The organism is Amylolactobacillus amylotrophicus DSM 20534, from assembly GCF_001434555.1.
Lineage (GTDB): Bacteria > Bacillota > Bacilli > Lactobacillales > Lactobacillaceae > Amylolactobacillus > Amylolactobacillus amylophilus.
Genome location: NZ_AZCV01000001.1, coordinates 294,832 through 317,703, shown reverse-complemented (window position 1 = coordinate 317,703; position 22,872 = coordinate 294,832). Strand labels below are relative to the sequence as shown.

The 22,872-nt window shown below is 44.4% G+C and carries 22 protein-coding genes; 18 read left to right on the top strand and 4 right to left on the bottom strand.

Going from position 1 to position 22,872, the window contains the following annotated elements; genetic code table 11:
• Positions 1-11: 11 nt before the first annotated feature.
• The 7 genes from FC62_RS01520 (at position 12) to recD2 (ending at position 7,500) form a co-directional block, all read left to right on the top strand.
• The gene (locus tag FC62_RS01520; protein ID WP_056946074.1) at positions 12-1,172 is read left to right on the top strand and encodes a cysteine desulfurase family protein; all 1,161 of its coding nucleotides are present in this window, start codon (positions 12-14) and stop codon (positions 1,170-1,172) included.
• Positions 1,173-1,240: 68 nt separating this feature from the next.
• Positions 1,241-1,582, top strand: coding sequence for a hypothetical protein (locus FC62_RS01515; protein ID WP_054745215.1), 342 nt, complete (start codon positions 1,241-1,243; stop codon positions 1,580-1,582).
• Positions 1,583-1,596: 14 nt separating this feature from the next.
• On the top strand, positions 1,597-2,718 hold the full coding sequence (gene mnmA / locus FC62_RS01510; protein ID WP_075362824.1) for a tRNA 2-thiouridine(34) synthase MnmA: 1,122 nt from the start codon (positions 1,597-1,599) through the stop codon (positions 2,716-2,718).
• 148 nt (positions 2,719-2,866) lie between these two features.
• Positions 2,867-3,745, top strand: coding sequence for a proline iminopeptidase (gene pepI, locus FC62_RS01505; protein ID WP_056946075.1), 879 nt, complete (start codon positions 2,867-2,869; stop codon positions 3,743-3,745).
• Positions 3,746-3,807: 62 nt separating this feature from the next.
• Positions 3,808-4,473 (top strand): histidine phosphatase family protein, encoded by a 666-nt coding sequence (locus FC62_RS01500; RefSeq protein WP_054745214.1) that lies wholly within the window; start codon positions 3,808-3,810, stop codon positions 4,471-4,473.
• On the top strand, positions 4,473-5,105 hold the full coding sequence (locus tag FC62_RS01495; protein WP_056946076.1) for a tetratricopeptide repeat protein: 633 nt from the start codon (positions 4,473-4,475) through the stop codon (positions 5,103-5,105). The genes FC62_RS01500 and FC62_RS01495 overlap by 1 nt, the downstream gene beginning before the upstream one ends.
• On the top strand, positions 5,098-7,500 hold the full coding sequence (gene recD2, locus FC62_RS01490; protein ID WP_056946417.1) for an SF1B family DNA helicase RecD2: 2,403 nt from the start codon (positions 5,098-5,100) through the stop codon (positions 7,498-7,500). The genes FC62_RS01495 and recD2 overlap by 8 nt, the downstream gene beginning before the upstream one ends.
• 36 nt (positions 7,501-7,536) lie before the next feature.
• Here the strand turns inward: recD2 and FC62_RS01485 are convergent, their stop codons facing one another.
• The 4 genes from FC62_RS01485 to def all read right to left on the bottom strand — a co-directional run bounded on the left by FC62_RS01485 (position 7,537) and on the right by def (position 11,109).
• Positions 7,537-8,481 carry a diacylglycerol/lipid kinase family protein gene (locus tag FC62_RS01485; RefSeq protein ID WP_056946077.1) on the bottom strand — a complete coding sequence of 315 codons (945 nt, stop codon included), beginning with the start codon at positions 8,479-8,481 and terminating at the stop codon, positions 7,537-7,539.
• Between the two features lie 36 nt (positions 8,482-8,517).
• Positions 8,518-10,203, bottom strand: a complete 1,686-nt coding sequence (gene rnjA, locus FC62_RS01480) for a ribonuclease J1 (protein WP_056946078.1) — start codon at positions 10,201-10,203, stop codon at positions 8,518-8,520.
• Positions 10,203-10,424, bottom strand: coding sequence for a DNA-directed RNA polymerase subunit epsilon (locus FC62_RS01475; protein ID WP_054745207.1), 222 nt, complete (start codon positions 10,422-10,424; stop codon positions 10,203-10,205). Before FC62_RS01475 ends, rnjA begins: the two co-directional genes overlap by 1 nt.
• A 130-nt stretch (positions 10,425-10,554) precedes the next feature.
• Positions 10,555-11,109: a peptide deformylase gene (gene def, locus FC62_RS01470; protein ID WP_054745205.1), complete on the bottom strand. Its 555-nt coding sequence runs from the start codon at positions 11,107-11,109 to the stop codon at positions 10,555-10,557.
• A gap of 183 nt (positions 11,110-11,292) precedes the next feature.
• Here def and pdhA point away from each other — a divergent pair, with 183 nt between their 5' ends.
• The 11 genes from pdhA (at position 11,293) to FC62_RS01415 (ending at position 22,858) form a co-directional block, all read left to right on the top strand.
• Positions 11,293-12,405, top strand: a complete 1,113-nt coding sequence (gene pdhA, locus FC62_RS01465) for a pyruvate dehydrogenase (acetyl-transferring) E1 component subunit alpha (RefSeq protein ID WP_054745203.1) — start codon at positions 11,293-11,295, stop codon at positions 12,403-12,405.
• Positions 12,406-12,407: 2 nt separating this feature from the next.
• Entirely contained in the window at positions 12,408-13,385 is a 978-nt protein-coding gene (locus FC62_RS01460; protein WP_056946079.1) for an alpha-ketoacid dehydrogenase subunit beta, read from the top strand.
• 18 nt (positions 13,386-13,403) lie between these two features.
• Entirely contained in the window at positions 13,404-14,993 is a 1,590-nt protein-coding gene (locus tag FC62_RS01455; protein WP_056946080.1) for a dihydrolipoyllysine-residue acetyltransferase, read from the top strand.
• 6 nt (positions 14,994-14,999) lie between these two features.
• Positions 15,000-16,406, top strand: coding sequence for a dihydrolipoyl dehydrogenase (gene lpdA / locus FC62_RS01450; protein ID WP_056946081.1), 1,407 nt, complete (start codon positions 15,000-15,002; stop codon positions 16,404-16,406).
• 105 nt (positions 16,407-16,511) lie between these two features.
• A complete protein-coding gene (locus FC62_RS01445; RefSeq protein WP_056946082.1) occupies positions 16,512-17,285 on the top strand; it encodes an inositol monophosphatase family protein in 774 nt (257 codons plus the stop codon).
• A 42-nt stretch (positions 17,286-17,327) separates the two neighbouring features.
• Positions 17,328-19,166 (top strand): translational GTPase TypA, encoded by a 1,839-nt coding sequence (typA, locus tag FC62_RS01440; protein WP_141322540.1) that lies wholly within the window; start codon positions 17,328-17,330, stop codon positions 19,164-19,166.
• Positions 19,167-19,276: 110 nt separating this feature from the next.
• Positions 19,277-20,461, top strand: coding sequence for an FtsW/RodA/SpoVE family cell cycle protein (locus FC62_RS01435; RefSeq protein ID WP_056946084.1), 1,185 nt, complete (start codon positions 19,277-19,279; stop codon positions 20,459-20,461).
• On the top strand, positions 20,451-20,771 hold the full coding sequence (locus FC62_RS01430) for a DUF2129 domain-containing protein (protein WP_054745193.1): 321 nt from the start codon (positions 20,451-20,453) through the stop codon (positions 20,769-20,771). Before FC62_RS01435 ends, FC62_RS01430 begins: the two co-directional genes overlap by 11 nt.
• On the top strand, positions 20,771-21,322 hold the full coding sequence (rsmD, locus tag FC62_RS01425) for a 16S rRNA (guanine(966)-N(2))-methyltransferase RsmD (RefSeq protein WP_054745191.1): 552 nt from the start codon (positions 20,771-20,773) through the stop codon (positions 21,320-21,322). The genes FC62_RS01430 and rsmD overlap by 1 nt, the downstream gene beginning before the upstream one ends.
• Before the next feature lie 3 nt (positions 21,323-21,325).
• Complete coding sequence (coaD, locus tag FC62_RS01420) at positions 21,326-21,808, top strand: pantetheine-phosphate adenylyltransferase (RefSeq protein ID WP_056946419.1); 483 nt, start codon at positions 21,326-21,328, stop codon at positions 21,806-21,808.
• Positions 21,809-21,817: 9 nt separating this feature from the next.
• Complete coding sequence (locus FC62_RS01415) at positions 21,818-22,858, top strand: SepM family pheromone-processing serine protease (RefSeq protein ID WP_056946085.1); 1,041 nt, start codon at positions 21,818-21,820, stop codon at positions 22,856-22,858.
• Positions 22,859-22,872: the final 14 nt, after the last annotated feature.

Sequence of the window (22,872 nt, the reverse complement as noted above, 5' to 3'; positions counted from 1 at the left end):
AGGGCGATAAAATGAAACATCTATATTTTGATAATGCGGCGACGACACCGATGGATCAGACCGTGATTGATTTAATGACGAAGACGATGACCGAGGACTTTGGTAATGCCTCTAGTACGCATTACTTTGGACGTCAAGCTAGAGAAATTGTTGATCACGCACGTCAGATTATTGGTGATTCGATTAATGCTAAGCCGACTGAAATAATTTTTACTAGCGGTGGATCTGAAAGTAACAACGCAGCAATATTTGGCGTGGCCAAGAGCAGTCCGGGTAAACACATCATCACAACTGCGATCGAGCACCCATCGGTCATAAATCCCTTACACGAATTGGAACGGGCCGGTTACGAGGTGACGTACCTGGACGTGAATGAGCACGGCATGATTGATCTGGACCAGTTAAGGGCGACACTTAGGCCAGATACCATCTTGGTCTCGGTGATGGCGGTTAATAACGAGGTCGGCTCGCTCATGCCCCTGAAGGAGATTGGGGAGATTGTCTCGGAAAGTTCTGCGCTCTTTCACGTGGATGATGTCCAAGGATATGGTAATCTTAAATTAGATGTTAAAGACGCACACATCGATTTACTATCAACGAGCGCCCATAAAATCAATGGTCCCAAGTTCCTGGGCTTCTTGTACGTTAATCAGGAGGTGCAGCTACCAAAGCTGATCTTCGGCGGCGAGCAAGAGAGAAAGAAACGAGCAGGAACGGAGAACGTACCAGCAATTGCCGGTTTTGGCCAAGCTGTTGCCGAAATTGAGGCACAGGATCCTAGAAAGATGCAGGCAAAATATCGTTCGTTTCAAGATCGGATATTGGCTGATTTGACTGAAAATGACGTTGACTTTGCGGTGAACGGTGGCGTTGATGATGAGCATTCGGCCCACGTACTGAATTTGTGGATCAAGGGCGTCTCAACCTATGTGTTGCAGACCAACCTTGATTTAGCCGGAATTGCTGTCTCTGGTGGCTCTGCATGTACCGCCGGTTCACTTGAGCCATCGCATGTTTTGACCGCAATGTTTGGCGCAGACTCACCCCGTGTGAGCGAGTCGATTCGGATTAGTTTCGGCCGGATGAATACGCTGGCTGAGGTACAGGAATTGAGTATGCAGCTTGTTAATCTTTGTGTACGTCTCCAACATAAAGTTACGAACAAAAAATAAGTACAAAAAATAAGTAAAATCACAAAACTATGTTACAATGGTTTGTGTTGATTTGTTGGGAGTAGAAAATGACAAAATCTAAACCAGTTTCAATCAACGGTGACACACGTAAGTTTGCCATCAGTGACGAAATCAAGAGATACTCGATGATTGATTTGGGGTTCAAGGAAACGAATAATAAGAACTTTTTGTATGACCATCCGCTTTATAATGAATCGCCGTACAATGCGACCATGAAGTTTAAGGTAACCGTTAATGCAGAGATGAATCATCTAACCATGGTGATTACGGATAAGACCGGGCTGCAGAAAGTGAATATTTTCAAGAACGAGAACCTTAAACCGGCACGAGAACTTCTAGAATACATGTTACGCGACTTGATGGAAAAGCAAGTCATCGAAGAAGTATAGAAAGGTTTTTTGCGTTGGATAATAGTAAAACGCGTGTTGTTGTAGGAATGAGTGGTGGGGTTGATTCATCCGTCACCGCTCTACTCCTCAAGCAGCAGGGTTATGATGTTGTCGGCGTCTTCATGAAAAATTGGGACGATACCGACGACCAAGGTTTTTGTACTGCTACAGAAGATTATGAGGATGTAAAGCGTGTTGCTGAAGAAATCGGCGTGCCTTACTACTCAATTAACTTCGAGAAAGAATATTGGGATAGAGTTTTCGAGTACTTCCTCGATGAATACCGTCATGGCAGAACTCCTAACCCTGATGTGATGTGTAATAAAGAGATTAAGTTTAAAGCGTTCCTTGACTTTGCCTTCGATTTGAATGCTGATTACGTTGCGATGGGGCACTATGCCAAGGTTGAGCGTGATGATAATGGCATGGTGCACATGCTACGTGCTGCCGATGGTAACAAGGATCAGACTTATTTCTTGAGCCAATTGAGTCAGCAACAGTTACAAAAGGTGATGTTCCCACTTGCTGATTTAACGAAGCCACAGGTGCGTGAGATTGCCGAGAAGGCCGGTCTAGCAACTGCTAAGAAGAAGGACTCTACTGGTATTTGCTTCATTGGCGAGCGTAACTTCCGCAACTTCCTGAGTGAGTTTCTACCCGCACAGCCTGGCAAGATGGTCACCCCCGCTGGTGTTGAGATGGGTGAGCACGCTGGTTTAATGTACTATACAATTGGTCAGCGGTCAGGCCTTGGAATTGGCGGTACTGGTAACGGTAACGAGCCGTGGTTTGTTGTTGGCAAGGATCTAACGACCAACACACTATACGTTGATCAGGGTTTTGAGAATCCAATGTTGTATGCTACAAGTCTTGATGCATCGCAGTTATCATTCACGACGACCGCGCCACAAGAGGATGTCTTCCATTGCACTGCCAAGTTTAGGTATCGGCAGGCTGATACTGGCGTTACAGTGCATTATAACCGCGAGGACAACACGGCTTGGATCGAGTTCGACGAGCCAGTTCGTGCAATTACACCAGGTCAAGCGGTCGTATTGTATGACGGCGAGGAGTGCCTCGGTGGTGGTACAATCGACGTTGCATACCAGGAGCAGAAACAGTTACAATACGTTTAGGCGTCTAACCAATTAAGGATCAATTTGATCCTTTTTTTCTTGCCGAAAATCCGTGATTAATGCGAAAAATATTGGCGACAGTAGTACAATTAGAGTATTAACTTTTCAATGCAAAGCGGTTTTTGTGTAGATGATTGGGGATTAGATAATGCAAGTTAAAGAAGGTTACATGCCGTTTCGGGAGTTCAAGACGTATTACAGGATAGTTGGCGAAAGAAGACCAGGTAAAGCACCACTACTGCTTTTACACGGTGGACCAGGATCCTCGCACAATTATTTTGAATTACTCGATGATTATGCCGCTACGGGCCGTCAATTGATTATGTATGACCAGGTTGGATGTGGCAAATCCTCTTTGCCAGAAGATCCTGCTGTCTACGTCAAGGAGACATGGGCTGAGGAGCTGAGTGCGATTCGCAGCTACCTCGAGCTTGATGAGGTTCACTTGGCGGGGCAATCATGGGGTGGCATGCTGCTGATGTATTACCTGACCCACGTTTCTCAAAAAGGGATTAAGAGTGCGATGATTAATAGTTCACCAGCCTCAATCAAGCTGTGGACCAAAGAGCAGCATAGGCTGATTTCTTACATGAGTTATGAGGACCAACAAGCAATCGCTGAGGCTGAACGAACGGGCAACTTCTCTGGCTACAAGTATCACGCTGCTAATGAACGTTATATGGATAAATATTGTTGGGAGCAGCCAAACGCGCAGTCCCCAGAACCTCTGAGGAGACCAACGAATGGTGCACGTGCCAGTCTGATTGCCGAGGGGCCAAACGAGTTCACCGAGAACGGCACGATTAGTGACTTTGAATTAACGGATGAGCTCTACAAGATTCAGGTACCAACGCTCGTGACGAGCGGGACCGATGACTTGTGTACACCACTGATTGCAAAATCCGTTTACGATCATATTCCAAACGCAAAGTGGCACCTCTTTGCCGATAGTCGGCATTTGGCTTTACTTGATCAACCACAGGAATTTCGATCAGTACTCGATACCTGGTTAGGACAGAATGATTAAGCAACTGTGTTTTTTCAATCTGTAGTAATAAAAAAATAAGTAATTTTGAGGTAGTTTGATTCATGCAATTGTATTTTGTGCGGCACGGTAAAACCAAATGGAATTTAGAGGGGAGATATCAAGGTAGTAACGGTAACTCACCGCTCTTACCGGAATCCTACGAGGATATCGCTCGCCTGGCGACTTATCTGAAGAGTACGGACACGCATTTTAGAGCCTTTTATACCAGTCCCTTACAACGGGCCAGTGATACCGTCATCAGCCTACGTCAGGCTCTGGGTGCGACGGCTCCCATCATCACGGATAACCGGTTGAAGGAGTTCAACCTTGGGAAACTTGAGGGTATGAGTTTCACCGATGCCGAACGCAAATTTCCCGTGCAAATAAAGGCCTTTAGGTATCACCCGGACCGTTATGATCCGAGTGCTTTTGGTGGTGAGAAGTTTACCAGCTTAATCGCACGCGGCAAAAGCCTCGTGACGGAGATTGCGAAGCGGTATCAGGCGGAGGATGATAAAGTATTAATAGTTAGTCACGGTGCGGCCCTTGTTGCAATCATTCAAAGCCTAGCCGGCACTGATTTGGCTGACCTGCGCAGTCGGGGCGGCTTAGTTAATACCAGTCTGAGTATTTTAGAGACGAAGGATCAGGGGCAGACTTTTCAAGAAATTAGCTGGAATCAGACTGATTTTCTGCATAAGAAATTAGGAGTAACGGACATTATTTGATGGTTAATAAACAAGCGAAGCACGAACAAAATCAAGAGAGAATTCGGCAGCTAGTGAAGGATATCGAGCAGCAGCCAAACGATACCACAAGCTACCTTGAGTTATCCGCTCTTTTACTTGAGCAGAAAGCTTTTACTGAAGCAATTGAATTGTTACAAAAGGCCCATGCCTTGGTGGCAAAACCGGAGTTATTGGACTTTAATTTGGCCGTGGCCTATTACTATGATGGCCAATATGACGCGGCACTAAATCTACTGGCACAACTACCGGTAGAAGATACGGTCCTGTATCAGCAGGCTTTGATTTTCTTCAAGCAAGGAAACATTAAGAAGGCACTGGCGTTTGTGTTAACAATTAAGAAGATGACAGATGAGAGTCAGGAGCTCCTGGGGGATATTTGGCTGGCACTGGGTGCTACGAAGCAAGCTAAGGAAGCATTAATGCAGATTCCGGTAGCAGCTAGATCCGCCAAGGTCTGGTTCATGTTAGGAGTGACTAGTTCGACCAACTCCAAGGATTCGGCCGAGGGTTACTTCGCCAAATCCAGAGAGCTCGATTCTGAGTATTTTACAACCGCAATGAAACAATATGAGGGTGTTCTCGCTTTGGTTAGGGAAAAGAATGATGATTAAATTTCAAGGCCGCGTTGATGCGGTTATTTTTGAAAACAGTAAAAACTTCTTCAAAATTTTGAGTGTCAGTCTGGAGACCAAGATTACCGATTGGGTTGCCGAAACAATCACGGTAACCGGAAATTTCGGTGCAATTGAGCTTGACAGCTTGTATGAATTTAGTGGTCAACTAGTGCAGCATGAGCGGTTCGGCGAGCAATTTAAATGTGACGAGTATCATGAAGTGCTCCCACACGAAACCGCGGGACTAGTAAAATATTTAAGTGGCGATAGTTTTGTCGGTATCGGGGTCAAAACGGCCGAGACGATTATCGCCAGTCTGGGCGATGACGTCATTAACAAGATCAAGGCCAATCCAGCTGTAGTAGATAGCCTAGATATTTCGAAGCGGCAAAAAGAGACGCTGCGCACAGAAATTACTTCAATGGATACATTCTCAGACAGCCTGTTATCGCTCACCCAAATTGGTTTGTCAAAGCGCATGGCCACGCAAATCTACCAGAAATACCAGGGGGATGCTGTACAGAAATTTCGCCAGAATCCTTACCTCTTCATCAGTAAACTCCAGGGATTTGGTTTCAAGACTGCTGACAATGTTGGCCATAATCTCGGCTTTAGTGTCGACTCGGCGGAACGGATTCAGGGAGCACTGTTGCAGATTCTCCAGGATGCGTTGAATGCGGATGGTAATTCGTTTGTTTCGAACAAACTTCTTCTGGAAGCAGCGATGAAGCTCTTGAATTCAGGTAAATCGACTTTACTAACGTATGATCAGATTGCCATCGAACTAAATCATCTGGCAGAACAGGAAATTGTGGTTATTGAAGGCGAGCAGACCTTCTTGAAGCAAATCTTTGAGACGGAATGGGCTATTGCTCAACAAATTGCTATGTTACAAAAACGTGAGTTAGCAGAAAAGCATTATTCTGACACCGAGATTGCGGATGTGATTAAACAGGTAGAGCGCAAGCTGAAGATTAGTTACGACGAGACCCAAAAGAGTGCGATTAAGCAGGCCTTAGCTAACCCAATCTTCTTACTTACTGGGGGACCGGGAACGGGGAAGACAACTATTATCGCCGGTATTTTGTTGGCGTTTAGAATTCTTGAGCAGGTACCAGAACAGGATCTATTCAGTGCGGACACACCGTTTTTGTTAGCTGCACCAACGGGCCGAGCTGCCAAAAGAATGACAGAGACCACGGGGATTGAGGCCAAAACCATTCATCGTTTGTTGGGACTGGGCCACGAGAATACATATCTGGCTGATGACCTGAACGAAATCAACGGTAAAGTACTGATTGTTGACGAGATGTCTATGGTGGACATGTACCTGTTTAAATTGCTCCTGTCGGCCATCAATGAGACGCCACACATCATCTTCGTGGGCGATAAGGATCAGTTACCTTCGGTTGGTCCGGGTAACATCTTCTCCGATTTAATTAAGTCGAATATTCTGCCCACCGTTGCTCTAAGCCACGTTCATCGGCAAGATGATGATTCCAGCATCATAGACTTAGCGCACGAGGTTAATACGGGTTTAGCGACACATATTTTTAGCAAAACCATCAATTCCTCGTTCATTGCAAGCAGACCAGATCAGATTGACTCTGTGATTCCTCAAATCGTCGCGCTGGCACTGAAGCGCGGTTTCCATAAGGATGATATTCAGATTCTTGGTTCAATGTATAAGAGTGACAGTGGTATTGACCACCTTAATCGGGTATTACAAAATCAGCTTAATCCGCGTACCGCTGAACACCAGAAATTTATCGAACGAGATGGCCAAGAATTTAGAATCGGCGATCGTGTTCTTCAACTAGCCAATAACCCAGAAAAGGACATTTATAATGGGCAAATTGGGCAGATTATTAGTATTAATTATCAAGATACGAGCAAGTACGTTGTCGTCAATTTCGACGGGAACGAGGTTAACCTGAGTAAACTTGATTTGAACGATTTAACCCTTGCGTATGCGATTACCATTCATAAGGCGCAGGGGAGTGAGTTTCCTTTGGTGATTCTGAGCCTGACGATGCAGAATTACCGCATGCTACGGCGTAATCTCTTGTATACAGCGATTACGCGGGCCAGAGATTCACTAGTGATGGTGGGCGACAAACGGGCTTACGAGCAGGCGATTGCAACGCCGGGTAACGAGCGTGACACTGCGCTCGTGGAACGAATACGTACTTTATTAGGTACCGCGACGAAATCCGAACAACAAAATTCAAATATTACGGTCAATTCAGGGTCTGACACTCTTGAGCTGCGTGACCCACCGGCAGAAGAACAAACCACCAGCTATTTTTTAACCAAACAACTAATTATCGAAAACGCCATTGATCCAATGATTGGGATGGCTGAAACCAAATTAAAAGCAGAAAAAAATTAATTTTTCTGCTTTTTGTGTGTCATTTAATAATTTATGTTAGTGCAGTAAGTTGAAACTATCGACCGAGAATTCTAGTTCGAATGCTCTGCTGCCGAGTTCCTCGCCATCCATCTGGCCAAATTGCAGTGACTTTGAATTAACGATGATCTTATCAGCCTCGAAGACGTGAAAGTACTCGCTGTTGACGTGTTCACCGTTTTTCATCATCAAATAGAAGAGGTAGATAAATTTCGGAAGCGAAGGCTTCTCGACCACGACCGTCGCTAGCTGCTTGTTAAAAGCGTTTGCTTGCGGGTAGAGGGGGATTCCGCCGCCAAAATAAGGGTGGTTCGTTGTTGTAACAAGATAGGCGTTAAAGAAGGATTTCTGTCGTATGGCGGTCCGGACGGTTACCTCAAACGTACTCTGGGACATTAGTGTCCTGATAACGTTGATACCGTAGGAAAATTTGCCTAAGTAAATCTTATTGAGCCACTTGCGCAGGACTGAGTTATTCGTAAGCGAGACCACTTGGGCATCGAAACCGATACCCAGATTATTGATGAAATAATGGCTCTCGTTATGGTTTAAATCACGGTAGAAGCCGAGGTCGGTCTTCGTAACTGTGGGGGAGTCCAAAATCTTGTCAAGTGCCCGCTCGAGGTCTACTTCAAGGGGAATAGCCCGGGCAAAATCGTTTCCTGTGCCTGAAGGCAGAAATGCGATGGGCGTTTCCTGATAATGGGACTGTTTAATACCGTTCACTGCTTGGTTAAATGTCCCGTCGCCACCGATAACGACAATTAATTCGTGTGGATTATTCTGGACCTGGTTCGCCTTAATCCGCGCGAGATTAATCATGTTGCCAGCAAACTCGGAGGTGGTCACGTCGAAATCGATTTTTTTTGCTGTGAGGTAATGCTCGATTGTCTCAAAGTTGTTATTTGCAATGCCTGATCCCGCCGTCGGGTTGAGTAAAATGTGCACGGTTTTCTGAGTCATAGTTTTCCTTTAAAAATAAAAAACCCGCTAGGGTTTTTACTTTTTCATAATTATCATTGGTAGAATCATCGGTCTACGTTCTGTTTTATCAAAAAGAAATTCTTGTAAGCTGTCAACAATTCCTTGCCGTAAATCTGCTTCCTGGAGATTGTCATTATTTTCCATTAGTGTTCTTAAAACATGGTAAATGCGCTTCTGGGCGCTGTTAATTAATTCTCCAGATTCGCGCATATAGACGAAGCCGCGGCTCAAGATATCTGGGCCGGCTAGGACACGCTTCTTCACGGGATCGATCGTGGCGACCACAACAACTAATCCTTCCTCTGAAAGAATCTTCCGGTCGCGAATGACGACGTTGCCGATATCACCGATACCAGAGCCATCGACGTAGACATCTTCAGCAGGTACATGTCCAGCACGATGGGCCTCATCCTTACCGAGTGCGAGGACATCACCGTTATTCATGATGAAAATGTTGTTGGGATCGACGCCACACTGAATGGCTAGTTCAGTATGAATCTTCTGCATCCGATATTCACCATGCACGGGGATAAAGTACTTCGGTTGAATCAAGCGTAGCATTAACTTTTGTTCCTCTTGACCACCATGACCGGATGTGTGAATGTTATTGACTTTACCATGAATGACTTCTGCGCCAGCTTCGTAGAGCTGATTAATTAAGTGATTAACGCTAATCGTGTTACCCGGAATCGGGTTACTTGAGAAGATTACTGTATCGCCAGGTTGAATGGTAATTTGTCTGTGCGTACCATTCGCAATTCTGCTGAGCGCCGCCATTGGTTCACCTTGAGAACCAGTACAGATAATCATGGCCTCATTGGCCGGAATCTTGTTGATATCGCGAGAATCAATCAGCGTACCTTCAGGAATGTTCAGGTAACCGAGTTCCTGGCCATTTACGACGGCGTTCTCCATACTACGTCCAAAAACGGCAATTTTACGATTATTGGCTACCGCCGCTTCCACAGCTTGGGAAACCCGGTAGAGGTTTGAAGCGAAGGTTGCGAAAATAATCCTTCCTTCGATTCCTTCGACAATTTTTTGGATAGACTTGCCGACAAAACGTTCACTCTTGGTGAATTCTGGAATCTCAGCATTTGTACTATCAGACATCAAGGCAAGAACACCCTCAGAGCCCAACTTTGCCATCTTCTGCAAATTGGGTGCTGGCTGGTTACCAACTGGGGTGAGGTCAAACTTGAAGTCGCCGGTTTCGACGATTACACCCTGTGGTGTATGAACGGCGATTCCCAGGGTATCTGGGATGGAGTGGGTGGTTCTGAAGAAGTCAATAGTAATCTTTGGAAACTTCAGGACTGTGTCTTCGTGTATTTCGTGTAATTGAGTGGTCTTTAGTAAGCCGTGTTCTTCTAACTTACCGCGGATTAGCGCGAGGGCTAATGGTCCGGCAAATACGGGAACAGTAGGAATTTGAGCCAGGAAGTATGGGATTCCGCCAATATGGTCCTCGTGACCGTGCGTAATGACTAGTGCTTTAATCTTATCTTTGTTTTCAACTAGGTAAGAATAATCAGAAATGACGTAGTCAATTCCTAGAAGATCATCTTCTGGAAATTTGATACCTGCATCAATGACGATTATTTCATCTTGAAATTGGACCACGTACATGTTTTTACCAATTTCACCTAATCCCCCTATAGCAAAGATTGCAGTCTCGTTGTTTTTTACTTTAAGTTTCATTATTTAGTGCCAAACTTAGTTAGTTTGAAATCAGGTGATTCTTGCTCATAGGCAAGTGAGTTACCTGTTAGTTCTTGGATGAGTTCAATATTATAGGGTGTATTTTCCTCAACCAAACCACGAGCGATTACTGAAGAGTCAGCTTCTATATAGAGTGACTTAGTGTCTTCGCGCTTGGGGTTTGCAATTTTATCATTTTGGTAGAAAACTTTATAAATCAAAATTTGTACTCCTTTATTTTTCTATTATTTAGTCTGTTTTGGGCTGGCCCAATAGCTAAAAAAATACTACCACAATTGGGCTCCATTGTACACGAATATGAAAAAAGACCAGCATGCTGGTCTTTGTTATCTATGACAAGATGATGGTGTTCTTAGGCAATGAAAATGGTTCTGTTTGATTGATGTGGTCGTAGAAGAGATGACCGTTTAAATGATCAATCTCATGTTGAATCACGATTGCGGGATAATCTTTCAACTTCAATTCTTTTTCTTCCCCATCAAGATTCTGGTAGCGCACCGTTACTTTGTCGGCGCGGGGAACGTATCCGGGAATGTCACGATCAACACTGAGGCACCCCTCACCTTCAGCAAGCGCTGCTTGGCGGACAGAACTTCTCGTGATCTTCGGGTTAACAATCACTTCTTGTAACAGAATCTCGTCATCTTCTCCCGGCACAAGAAGGGCAGCCATTTGAATGGACTGACCAACTTGGGGTGCTGCAAGGCCAACGCCTGCACGTAGTTGGTGCTTTTCAGCAATTTTTGGATCTTGGGAATTTACTAAGAATTCCATCATGTCGTGAGCTAATTGTTTAGTCTCGTCGTTTAATGGGAAATCAAGCTGTTGGGCTGTTGCACGAAGAACAGGATCTCCATCACGTACAATATCTTTCATTAATATCACAATTGTCACTCCTAAAAAAATATTTTCATATCTATAATACCAGATTGAAACCTTAATGAAAACGCGAAATATCACGAATTTTTATCAGGAAAACGCTTGCACAACTTATCTAAGTTTGATAGATTGAGAGTGTAAAATAAAGTCATCAAAAAAGATTGGTGAACTGGAAAAGGGGTTACATAAATGGCAAAATCAAGTACTAGTTTTGTTGATTTCGAGGCTTTAGTCAAGGACGAAGCTCAAGATTTTCCAATGAGACAGATTTTGAATGAACAAGGCAAGTTAGTTGATCCAACGGTTAAATCTGATTTAACTGACGACCAACTAGTTGAACTGATGAAGAAGATGGTTTGGACACGTGTTCTCGATGAACGTTCAACAGCCTTGAATAGACAGGGACGTCTTGGTTTCTATGCGCCAACAGCTGGACAAGAAGCTTCTCAAGTTGCCAGCGTCTACGCAATGGACAAGAAGGACTTCTTGTTACCACGGTATCGTGATGTACCTGAGTTAATTCATCACGGCTTACCTTTACACAAAGCATTCCTCTGGTCACGTGGCCATGAAGAGGGAAATAACTATCCCGAAGACTTCGCAGCAATTCCACCACAAATTATCATCGGTGCGCAAATTGTCGAGGCTGCGGGTGTCGCATTAGGAATCAAGAAGAACGGTGAAGATACTGTGGCATTCTCATATATTGGTGAGGGTGGCTCTTCACAGGGTGACTTCTACGAAGGAATTAACTTTGCTGGACACTTCAAGGCACCTGCTATCTTCGTAGTTGAGAATAACGGCTTTGCTATCTCAGTACCAAGAAAAGGTCAAACTGCGGCAGAAACCATCGCTCAAAAGGCTGTGGCCGCTGGTATCCCAGGTGTGCAAGTTGATGGGATGGATGCATTAGCAGTTTATCAGGTAATGAAGGAAGCGCGCGAATATGCAGCAGCTGGTAATGGACCAGTGCTGATCGAGACGATGACATTCCGTTATGGCCCACACACACTTTCTGGTGATGATCCAAAACGTTACAGAACTAAAGAAGAAGAGGATCTTTGGCACTCACGTGATCCACTCGATAGAATGCGTATCTACCTCGGCGAAAAAGGATTGTGGAACGAGCAAGTAGAAAACGAAGTAGTCGAAGGTGCAAAAGAGGAGATTAAGAAAGCAATCGAAGACGCTGATGCTATTGAAAAGCAAAAGGTCTCAGGTTTCTTACGCAATACTTTTGAAGTAGCACCACAAAATATTCAAGAACAAATCGCCGAGTTTGAAAGAAAGGAGAACAACTAATCATGGCTAACATGACAATGATTCAAGCAATTAACAATGCCCTTGATCTCGAACTAGGCGCAGATGAAAAAGTTTTAATTTTCGGTGAAGACGTAGGTAAGAATGGCGGTGTCTTCCGGGCAACGGAAGATTTGCAGAAGAAACACGGTGAGGACCGTGTATTCGATACGCCATTAGCAGAATCAGGCATCGGTGGTCTTTCAATTGGTTTGGCTTTAAAGGGCTATCGTCCGGTTCCAGAAATCCAATTCTTTGGCTTCTTATTTGAAGTGATGGACTCAATTGCCGGTCAAATGTCCCGTATACGTTTAAGAATGAACGGCACAAGACAAATGCCAATTACTATTCGCTCACCATTCGGTGGTGGTGTGCATACACCAGAACTGCACTCAGACTCCTTGGAGGGTCTAGTAGCACAGACACCTGGCTTGCGAGTAGTTATTCCTAGCAATCCGTACGATGCAAAGGGACTTTTGATCTCGTCGATTCGTTCAAATGATCCTGTTATCTACCTTGAGCACATGAAACTATACCGCTCGTTCCGTGAAGAAGTCCCAGAAGAAATTTACGAACTTCCTCTAGACCAAGCTAATGTTGCTAAAGAGGGAACGGACCTCACTATCGTGTCGTATGGTGCAGGGGTTCGTGACAGTTTGAAGGCAGCAGAAGCATTGGCTGCCGATAATATCAATGCAGAAGTGATTGATCTTCGCACAATTGCGCCACTTGATGTAGATACGATTGTCAAATCCGTTGAAAAAACAGGTCGCTTACTTGTTGTGCAAGAGGCACAGAGACAAGCTGGTGTTGGTAATCAAGTAGTGTCTGAAGTTTCTCAACGTGCAGTTCTTTCACTAGAAGCACCAATTGGACTAGTTGCCGCACCTGATACTCCATATCCGTTCAGTTCTGCTGAGGAAGACTGGTTACCAAATCCGGATGACATCATAGCAAAAGCAAAAGAAATCGCAAATTTCTAGTAAGGGGTAAATTAGATCATGGCAAAGATATTTAAATTACCAGAACTTGGTGAAGGGATTGCTGAAGGCGAGATTGTCAAATGGCACGTTGCCGTCGGTGATAGTATCAAGGAAGATGAAACACTGGTAGAAATCCAAAATGATAAATCTGTAGAAGAAATACCTTCTCCTTACAGTGGTAAAGTAACCGCAATTCTCGCTAACGAGGGTGATACAGTCACTGTTGGCCAAGACATGGTTGAGTTTGATGGTGACGGCGCCGGCGCAAGTAGTGCCGCACCTGCTGAGACAACAGAGCCCGCACAAGCAAGCGCACCTGCTGGCGGGGCAAACTACGAATTCAAACTTCCAGAGCTAGGTGAAGGAATCGCCGAAGGCGAAATTGTTAAGTGGCACGTTGCCGTAGGCGATACTATCAAGGAAGACGAGACTCTGGTAGAAATTCAGAACGACAAGTCTGTCGAGGAAATTCCATCACCAGTAACTGGAAAAATCGTGGAAATTGTGGCTAATGAGGGTGACACAGTCACTGTTGGTCAACCATTGATTCAATTGAGCGTGCAGGGAGACGTGCCTGCTGAAGCTGCTCCAACCGCAAGTGCTAACGCAGCACCAACAGCACCAACAACAGCTGAAACACCTGCAACGGGCACTCCAGCTGCGCAATCAGGGGCAAAGGTATTGGCAATGCCTTCCGTAAGAAAGTATGCGAAAGAACAAGGCGTGGACATCACTCAAGTTACGCCAAGTGGTAAGAACGGTCATGTAGTTAATGCAGACATTGATGGCTTCAAGTCAAATGGTGGAGCAGTTGTTGTTCCTGCTGCGGCTGCACCACAAAGCGCACCGGTTGCTGCGAGCGCACCTGTAGCTGCACCTAAACCAACAAGTATCCCCCAATCTGACGAAGATACACGTGAGAAGATGAGCCCAACTCGTCGCGCAATTGCAAAGGCAATGACCACAAGTAAACATACAGCTCCACATGTAACGCTATTTGATGATGTAGAAGTTTCGAAGTTGATGGCGCACAGGAAGCACTTCAAACAGGTTGCTGCTGATCGCGGTATTAAGCTGACATTCTTGGCATACGTAGTTAAGGCGCTGACGATTGTTGCCAAGGAATTCCCAACTTTGAACGCTTCAATAGATGATTCAACACAAGAAGTTGTATATCACAATAGTTACAACATCGGAATTGCAACAGATACGCCACATGGACTATATGTACCTAACATTAAGCATGCCGACGCAAAGAGTCTGTTCACAATTGCAACAGAAATCTCCGAAAACGCAGCATTAGCTCAAGATAATAAACTTTCTGCTGACAGCATGCGTAATGGCACAATTACAATTAGTAATATTGGCTCCATCGGTGGTGGTTGGTTTACTCCGGTTATCAACTATCCTGAAGTGGCAATTCTTGGCTTCGGTAAGATTGCGACAGAACCAACTGTCAATGCTGACGGCGAAGTGGTAGCAGGCAAAGTATTAAAGCTCTCACTATCGTTTGATCACCGTCTGATTGATGGTGGTACAGCACAACGTGCAATGAATAGATTAAAGGAACTGCTTGCAGATCCTGAATTATTATTGATGGAAGGTTAATTAGACATGGTTGTAGGCGATTTTGCAATAGACTTAGATACAATAGTAATTGGTGCTGGACCTGGTGGTTACGTTGCAGCTATTCACGCTGCAGAATTGGGCCAGAAGGTGACAGTAATCGAGAAGGAGTTCGTTGGCGGCGTTTGTTTGAACGTCGGGTGTATTCCTTCGAAGGCGTTAATTAATGCAGGTCATCGTTTCCAACAAAGTCTAGACTCATCTGTTTTCGGTGTTAGCGCAGAGAATGTCAAAATAGATTTTGCTAAAACGCAAGACTGGAAACAACATAAGGTTGTTGACCGTCTTACCGGCGGTGTCAACATGCTATTTAAGAAACACAAGATTGATTTGATCATGGGTAATGCGTTCTTGAAAGATGATCATTCGCTGCGCGTGATTCAAAAAGATAGTGCACAAACATATACATTTAAGAACTTGATTATCGCAACTGGCTCACGGCCAATCGAAATCAAGGGCTTCAAATTTGGCAAACGGGTGCTTGACTCAACTGGCGGACTTAATCTACCAGAAGTGCCAAAAGAGCTTGTAGTAATCGGTGGTGGCTATATCGGTTCTGAACTTGCAGGTGCATACGCTAACTTGGGCGCGCACGTAACTATCCTCGAAGGAACAGATTCAATTCTGCCTAACTTCGATAAGGATATGATTAAGCTAGTTCTTGATAGCTATAAGAAGAAGGGTGTCACCGTTGTTACAAGTGCGATGGCTAAAGAGGCAGTGGAAACAGCTAATGGCGTTGAGGTTAGCTATGAAGCTGATGGCAAATTAAATAAAGTTGCTGCAGACTATGTTATGGTGACTGTTGGTCGTCGTCCTAATACCAACGACATTGGACTAGAAATTGCGGGAATCGAAAAAACCGAACGCGGTTTGGTCAAAGTAGACGAACAAGGTAGAACCAACAAGAAGAATATCTATGCAATTGGTGATATCGTTGCTGGTGCTTCCCTTGCCCATAAGGCAAGCTACGAAGGTAAGGTAGCCGCAGAAGCAATCGCAGGCAAACCAAGCACGGTTGATTATGTAGCAATGCCAGCCGTTTGCTATACCGATCCAGAACTTGGTACTGCTGGACTGACTGAAAAAGATGCCAAAAAAGATGGCCACAAGGTTAAGGTTTCTAAATTCCCATTTGTCGCAAATGGTCGTGCGATCTCCCTTGATCAAACTGAGGGATTTGTGAAATTGATTTCCGAACCCGAAACTGGTGAGCTACTAGGTGCACAGGTTGCTGGAGCAGGCGCTTCAGACTTGATTTCGGAATTAACCTTTGCACTTGAAGCAGGAGCGAATGTTGAGGATTTGGCATTGACAATCCATCCACACCCAACTCTTGGTGAGGCAATCATGGAAGCTGGCGATGTTGCTACTGGTTTCCCAACTCATATCTAAAAATAGTTGTTTTTTCAAGCGTAATTAAGCCGGTCTTAGACCGGCTTTTTTCGTACATCTTAGCGTAGTTTATGGTACAATTTCCTACGTAAGTGAGGTTTTTTCATGAATGAGAATCAGTTGTTGCAGGATTTAAATTTGTTTGTTACAGAAGCAGTTCAAATAATCACAACTAATCACCACGACATGACGGTGGCGAATAAGACCAGCAAGAGAGATTTGGTGACTAACGTTGATAAGCTTGTGGAACGCAGAATCAACAGCTTAATTGAAGAGCGATATCCGTCCGCAAAGATTGTGAGTGAGGAATATAATGCACATTCACTTGAATCGATGGCTGGTCTGGTCTTTTTTGTTGATCCGATTGACGGAACAATGAATTTCGTGCAGCAATATGACCATTTCGCGGTGATGGTGGGCGTCTATCGGGATGGAGATCCATTTGCTGGCATCATTCATGATGTGACCAACTCCGTTAGTTATTATGGCTCGAAGAATACCGGTATTTTCAAAAATGGGGTGGAAATGCCGCCTGTGCCGGACAGGGATATCAGCGAAGGGTTAGTTTCTGTTAGCAGTTATTTCGTGTTAGAGGACCGCTTTGCGGTTCAGAGTTTAATCAAACGCTCACTGGGACTCAGAATTCTTGGAAGTGCTGGAATTGAATTTACAGAAATTTTTGATCAGAAACAGATTGCCTATATCTCCCACCTACAACCGTGGGACTTAGCCGCCGGCAGATTCATTGCGGAAAAACTTGGTTTGCGGGTCACAACGATTGACGGTGAGCCACCAAGTATGCTAAAATCTGAAAACGTAATTATTAGTACGAAACAACTTCATGAAACTGCTATGGAAGTTTTACATGGTAAGCTGTGACTGCGTCACAGTTTTTTTATGAGGTCAGGGAGGAAAACTTTTTTGAAAATTAGAAACGACATAAGAAACATTGCGATTATCGCCCATGTTGACCACGGTAAAACTACTTTGGTGAACGAGCTCTTGAAGCAATCAGATACTTTGGCTGAGCACATCCAGATTGAGGATCGTGCGATGGATACGAATGCAATCGAGCGTGAACGTGGGATTACTATTTTATCCAAGAATACAGCTGTAAGCTATAAGGACACTAAAATCAACATTTTGGATACGCCAGGACATGCCGACTTTGGTGGTGAAGTTGAGCGAATCATGAAGATGGTTGACGGTGTTTTACTCGTTGTTGATGCGTACGAAGGAACAATGCCCCAAACTCGTTTCGTACTAAAGAAGGCATTAGAGCAGAAGTTGACACCAATTGTGGTCATTAACAAGATTGACCGCCCAGGTGCCCGTCCTGCAGAAGTTGAGGATGAAGTCCTTGAATTATTCATCGAACTTGGTGCTGACGAATCCCAACTGGAGTTCCCTGTTCTGTACGCAAGTGCGTTGAACGGTACTTCTAGCTACAAGCCTGAGCTGGATACACAAGAACACACGATGGATCCAATTTTTGAAACTATTTTGAATACGATTCCTGCACCAATTGATAACTCAGACGAGCCGTTACAATTTCAAATAACGATGCTTGATTATGATGATTACGTTGGTCGAATTGGTGTTGGCCGGATTTTCCGCGGTAAGATTAAGATTGGTGACCAAGTATCTGTGATGAAGGTTGATGGTACTGCCAAAAACTTCCGTGTGACTAAGCTGTTTGGTTACTTTGGTCTAAAGAGAACGGAAATTCAGGACGCTAAAGCCGGCGATCTCATTGCAATCTCCGGAATGGACGACATTTATGTTGGTGAAACAATCACACCGGTTGATCACCAAGAAGCTTTGCCACCTCTCCACATTGATGAACCAACTCTACAAATGACGTTCCTAGCGAACAATTCACCATTTGTCGGTCGTGAAGGTGAGTTTGTGACTGCTAGAAAGCTCGAAGAACGCCTGCTTAAGCAAACTAGAACCGACGTTTCGCTGAAAGTTGAAGACACTGATTTGCCGGGTGCTTGGGTAGTTTCTGGTCGTGGTGAGCTCCATCTTTCAATCCTGGTTGAGGAAATGCGTCGTGAAGGATTTGAGTTACAACTATCTCGTCCTGAAGTTATCTACCGCGACATCGACGGGGTTAAGTCGGAGCCTTTTGAATCAGTACAGATTGATACACCTGACGAGTATGTCGGTTCAGTCATTGATACTATGTCTCAGAGAAAGGCCGAGATGAAGAACATGGAGTCTGTCGGTAATGGTCAGACTAGACTTGTCTTCCTCGCACCATCACGAGGCTTAATTGGCTATTCTAACGAGTTTATGTCCCTCACAGGTGGTTATGGTATTATGAGCCACACGTTTGAAGAATACGCTCCAGCTATCAAAAATTGGGAACCAGGCCGGCGAAATGGTGCTTTAGTGTCAATTAACCAAGGTAACTCGACAACTTACTCACTCCAATCCGTTGAGGATCGGGGTCAGTTATTCATCGGCGCACAAGTTGAAGTTTACGAAGGAATGATTGTTGGTCAATCTTCACGTGACAGAGACATTGCGGTTAACGTTACAAAGGGAAAGAATTTGACCAATACCCGTGCGTCAGGTAAGGATCACTCTGCCTCAATTAAGACACCTAAGACTCTTTCGTTAGAACAGTCGATTGAATTCTTGAACGATGATGAATACTGTGAGGTAACACCAAAGAGTATTCGTCTGCGGAAGAAGATTCTGAATACAACAGAACGTCAAAAATTTGATAAGAAAAAAGGGATGGCTAACTAATTAGTAGTCCGATACTTAAATTACTGAACAGTACAACTGTTCAGTTTTTTTTATCTAAACGGATGCACGTGATATAATTAGGCAAGACTGATTTTAGGGGAGTACCAATTGTGCGAAGTAAAATTAAATATTTAGATTATGGCATCTTCATACCTTTTCTGTTATTGATGACTATCGGCCTAGTGATGATCTATTCCGCAAGTTCGGATTTGATGATTATCAACAAGCTAGACCCAACGAGCTACCTCAAACGACAATTAATCTTCGCCGTCTTGGCGTTGTTCATCGGGGGCATCGTTTTCTCACTTAAAATTCGGCTGTTTAAGAGCAAGTCACTCATCAAGGTCCTGTTATTCGGGGTAATTGCGATGCTGCTGTACCTGATGGTTTTGAAGCTTGTCAAAGGGGACTCTGCCGCGGTTAACGGTGCGGTTGGGTGGATTAACCTAGGTTCATTTAATATCCAACCAGTGGAATTTGCCAAGTTGATTTTAATTCTCTATCTGGGTTTTATTTTGGCCAATCGTGATGGGCGATTCGTTCCAGGTCGCATCGTCTATGAACTAACGGCACCTTCAATTATCGCAATTTTTTTGATGCTTCTCACATTTTTCCAGCCCGATTTAGGCGGGGCGGCTATTCTCTTCCTGATTACTATCATTATGTTCTCGGTCGCGGGCATCCCCTCAAGGCGCGTCATTCTACTCGACGTCCTGCTCATCAGTATGATCGTGTTAGGGGTTGCGGGCTTAATCTGGTGGAATCCGCCATTCTTACAGGATAGTTATCAATTTCAGCGCCTCCTCTCTTTCATCAACCCATTTAAACTGGAACAGCACGGTGGTGCTCAACTAGTCAATTCTTACTATGCCATTCATAACGGTGGTTTGTTCGGTGTTGGGCTGGGTAATAGTATCCAAAAGCGCGGCTATTTACCAGAACCATATACCGACTTTATCTTCTCCATTATTACGGAGGAACTTGGTGTGATCGGTGCTGCTGCCATTTTGGCGTTAATGTTCTTTCTGATCTGGCGCATTACGATGGTCGGATTGAAGTCGAATGATTCATTTAATTCGCTCGTTTGTTTTGGTGTGGCTACGATGATTTTTATTCAGACTTTCTTCAACATCGGTGCCGTGCTGGGACTGCTACCAATTACCGGTGTAACGTTGCCATTCATTAGTTATGGGGGATCAAGTCTATTAGTGTTGACAGCTTCGATTGCGCTCGTCTTAAATATTGCAGCGAATGAACGAATTAAGTCAGAGGAGGAGATTGCCAGTGCAAGTTAATTTGGGTGAAAAATTCAATAATCGCGTAGGACTAGTGGTTTGGCTGCGTAATTTTAATGACCAAAAGAAGCTCTTTCAATATGGCAATGTAGTCCATGCTTCGAAGGCACTGAAATATGTTTATCTTTATGTGCCAAAGGAGAAGGTACACGATATTCGGCATAGTCTCCAACGGGCTCATTTTGTGCGCAGAATCCAGTCTTCAAACGTACTAAAGTTAGACTTTGACCTTGCCCACGAGAAAGAGCTGATGGAACAGGTTAAACTTGAGGCACAGCAACATAATGAGGCAGAGAGGGGGAAACATTAGTGAGAATTATTGCAGGGCAATATGCTAGACGAAACCTATTCACATTAAAGAGTAATCTGACGCGTCCTACAGGTGACAAAGTAAAGGAATCACTCTTTAATAGCCTCGGCCAGTTCTTTGATGGTGGCCAGGTCCTTGATTTGTATGCGGGCAGTGGTGCATTGGGAATTGAAGCTGTTTCAAGGGGAATGGACAAGGCCTATTTGGTGGACATTGCGGCCGGAGCAATTGAGATTATCAAAAAGAATGTGGCGTTGACTAAAGAAACAGACAAGTTCACGGTAATCAAGCGTCCTGACACTGTGGCATTACAGCAGTTAGTGCAACAGAGTTGCCAATTTAACCTGGTTTTCTTAGATCCGCCGTATGCTAAACAAAAGATTAGCCAGATTATAACCAAGATGCTTGATTTGGACCTGTTAGCACCAGGCGCTCTGGTTGTAGCTGAGACAGATGAACAGACGGAGCTAATGACGGTACCAGGCACTAGCTTACAGAAAACTTTGAACTACGGACACACAACAATCAGAATTTATCAAAGGGAGCAGTAGATGATGAGCACAGCAATTTTTCCAGGGAGCTTCGATCCAATCACAAATGGTCACTTAAAGACACTCGAACGTGCAAGCAAGTTGTTCGACAAAATTTACTTTGTGGTGTTAACAAATACGCAGAAAAAGTATTTATTTGACCAGTCTGAACGAGTTACCTTGGCCAAAGTTTGCTTGCGTTACCTTGATAACGTTGAAGTGGTCAGCCGGACCGCCAGCCTGACGGTCGATGTTGCCCATGAATTAAAGGCTGATTTCATCCTCCGAGGGCTTAGAAACGAGCAAGATTTCAGTTACGAGCGGGCAATTGCAGCGCTGAACAAGACGCAGGATCCAACACTCGAGACGGTATTCATGCTTGCCGACCCAACAGAAAGTTACATCTCGTCGAGTATGATTAAAGAAATTGCAATTTTTGGTGGTAACTTGAAGGAGTTAGTACCCCAAGAAGTAGCCCAGGCATTGCAACAGAAGTTGTTAGATTAGGATTGATTTATGAAAGTTCAGCCCAATATAATTAAACGAAAGAGTTATAAACTAGTTTGGTTAGTGCTGGCCGTTTGCGTAGTTGTCGCCGGCCTCTTTTTACCGACAAAATACTACGTAGAAACTCCCGGTGGTGCCTATCAAGTAAGCAAGTATTTCAAGATTGATCAACCGCAAAGTCACAGCGGTGGTTTTTATTTTACAGCGGTGTCCATCCGACCCGCCATGGTGTTTGATTACCTGACGAATTCGTGGCGTAGTTTTAGTGAACTTGTACCGAAGAAAGAAATTGATGGTGATAATACCACAGAGGAACATAATAAGGTTGAACAATTCTACATGGCAGATTCAATCAATAATGCGGTCTATTTTGCCGCCAAAACCGCACACGTTCCGGTCAAAAAAACTTTTGAAGGAATCTATGTGATGGATGTTCTAGCTAGTTCTGATTTCAAAGGAAAATTAGCGGTTGGCGATGTGATTAATCAAGTCGACGGCCATACTTTTCATGATTCCAAAGAGTTGATTGCTTATTTCGCTGGTGTCAAACTAGGTCAGACGATTAGGATTGGTGTGCAAAGGGCCGGTAGGACCCAAGTAATTAGTGGTCAAGCCACGAAATTGCCCGAGACGAAAAGAGTCGGTATTGGCATCACGTTAACGGAGAAGTCGCGGGTCACCAGTACACCGGCGGTCCATGCCGATATCACGGATATTGGTGGACCTTCCGCGGGATTGATGTTTACGCTTGAGCTCTACCAGCAGCTTGCTCATCAAGATATTGCCCAATCCCGCAAAATTGCTGGGACAGGCACGATCGATGAAACAGGTCATGTTGGCTCAATCGGGGGCATTGATAAGAAGGTGGCTGCAGCTGCCAAAAAAGGAGCAAAAATATTTTTTGCTCCGAGTGAACGCCTGCCAGGGATGACCAAAAGAACCACTAATTACGCCGAAGCAGTCACGGCGGCCAAAAAGTTAAAGACAGAGATGAAAATCGTGCCGGTGAAGAACTTCACTGATGCATTAAATTATTTAACACAACATTGATGGATGTTGTGTTT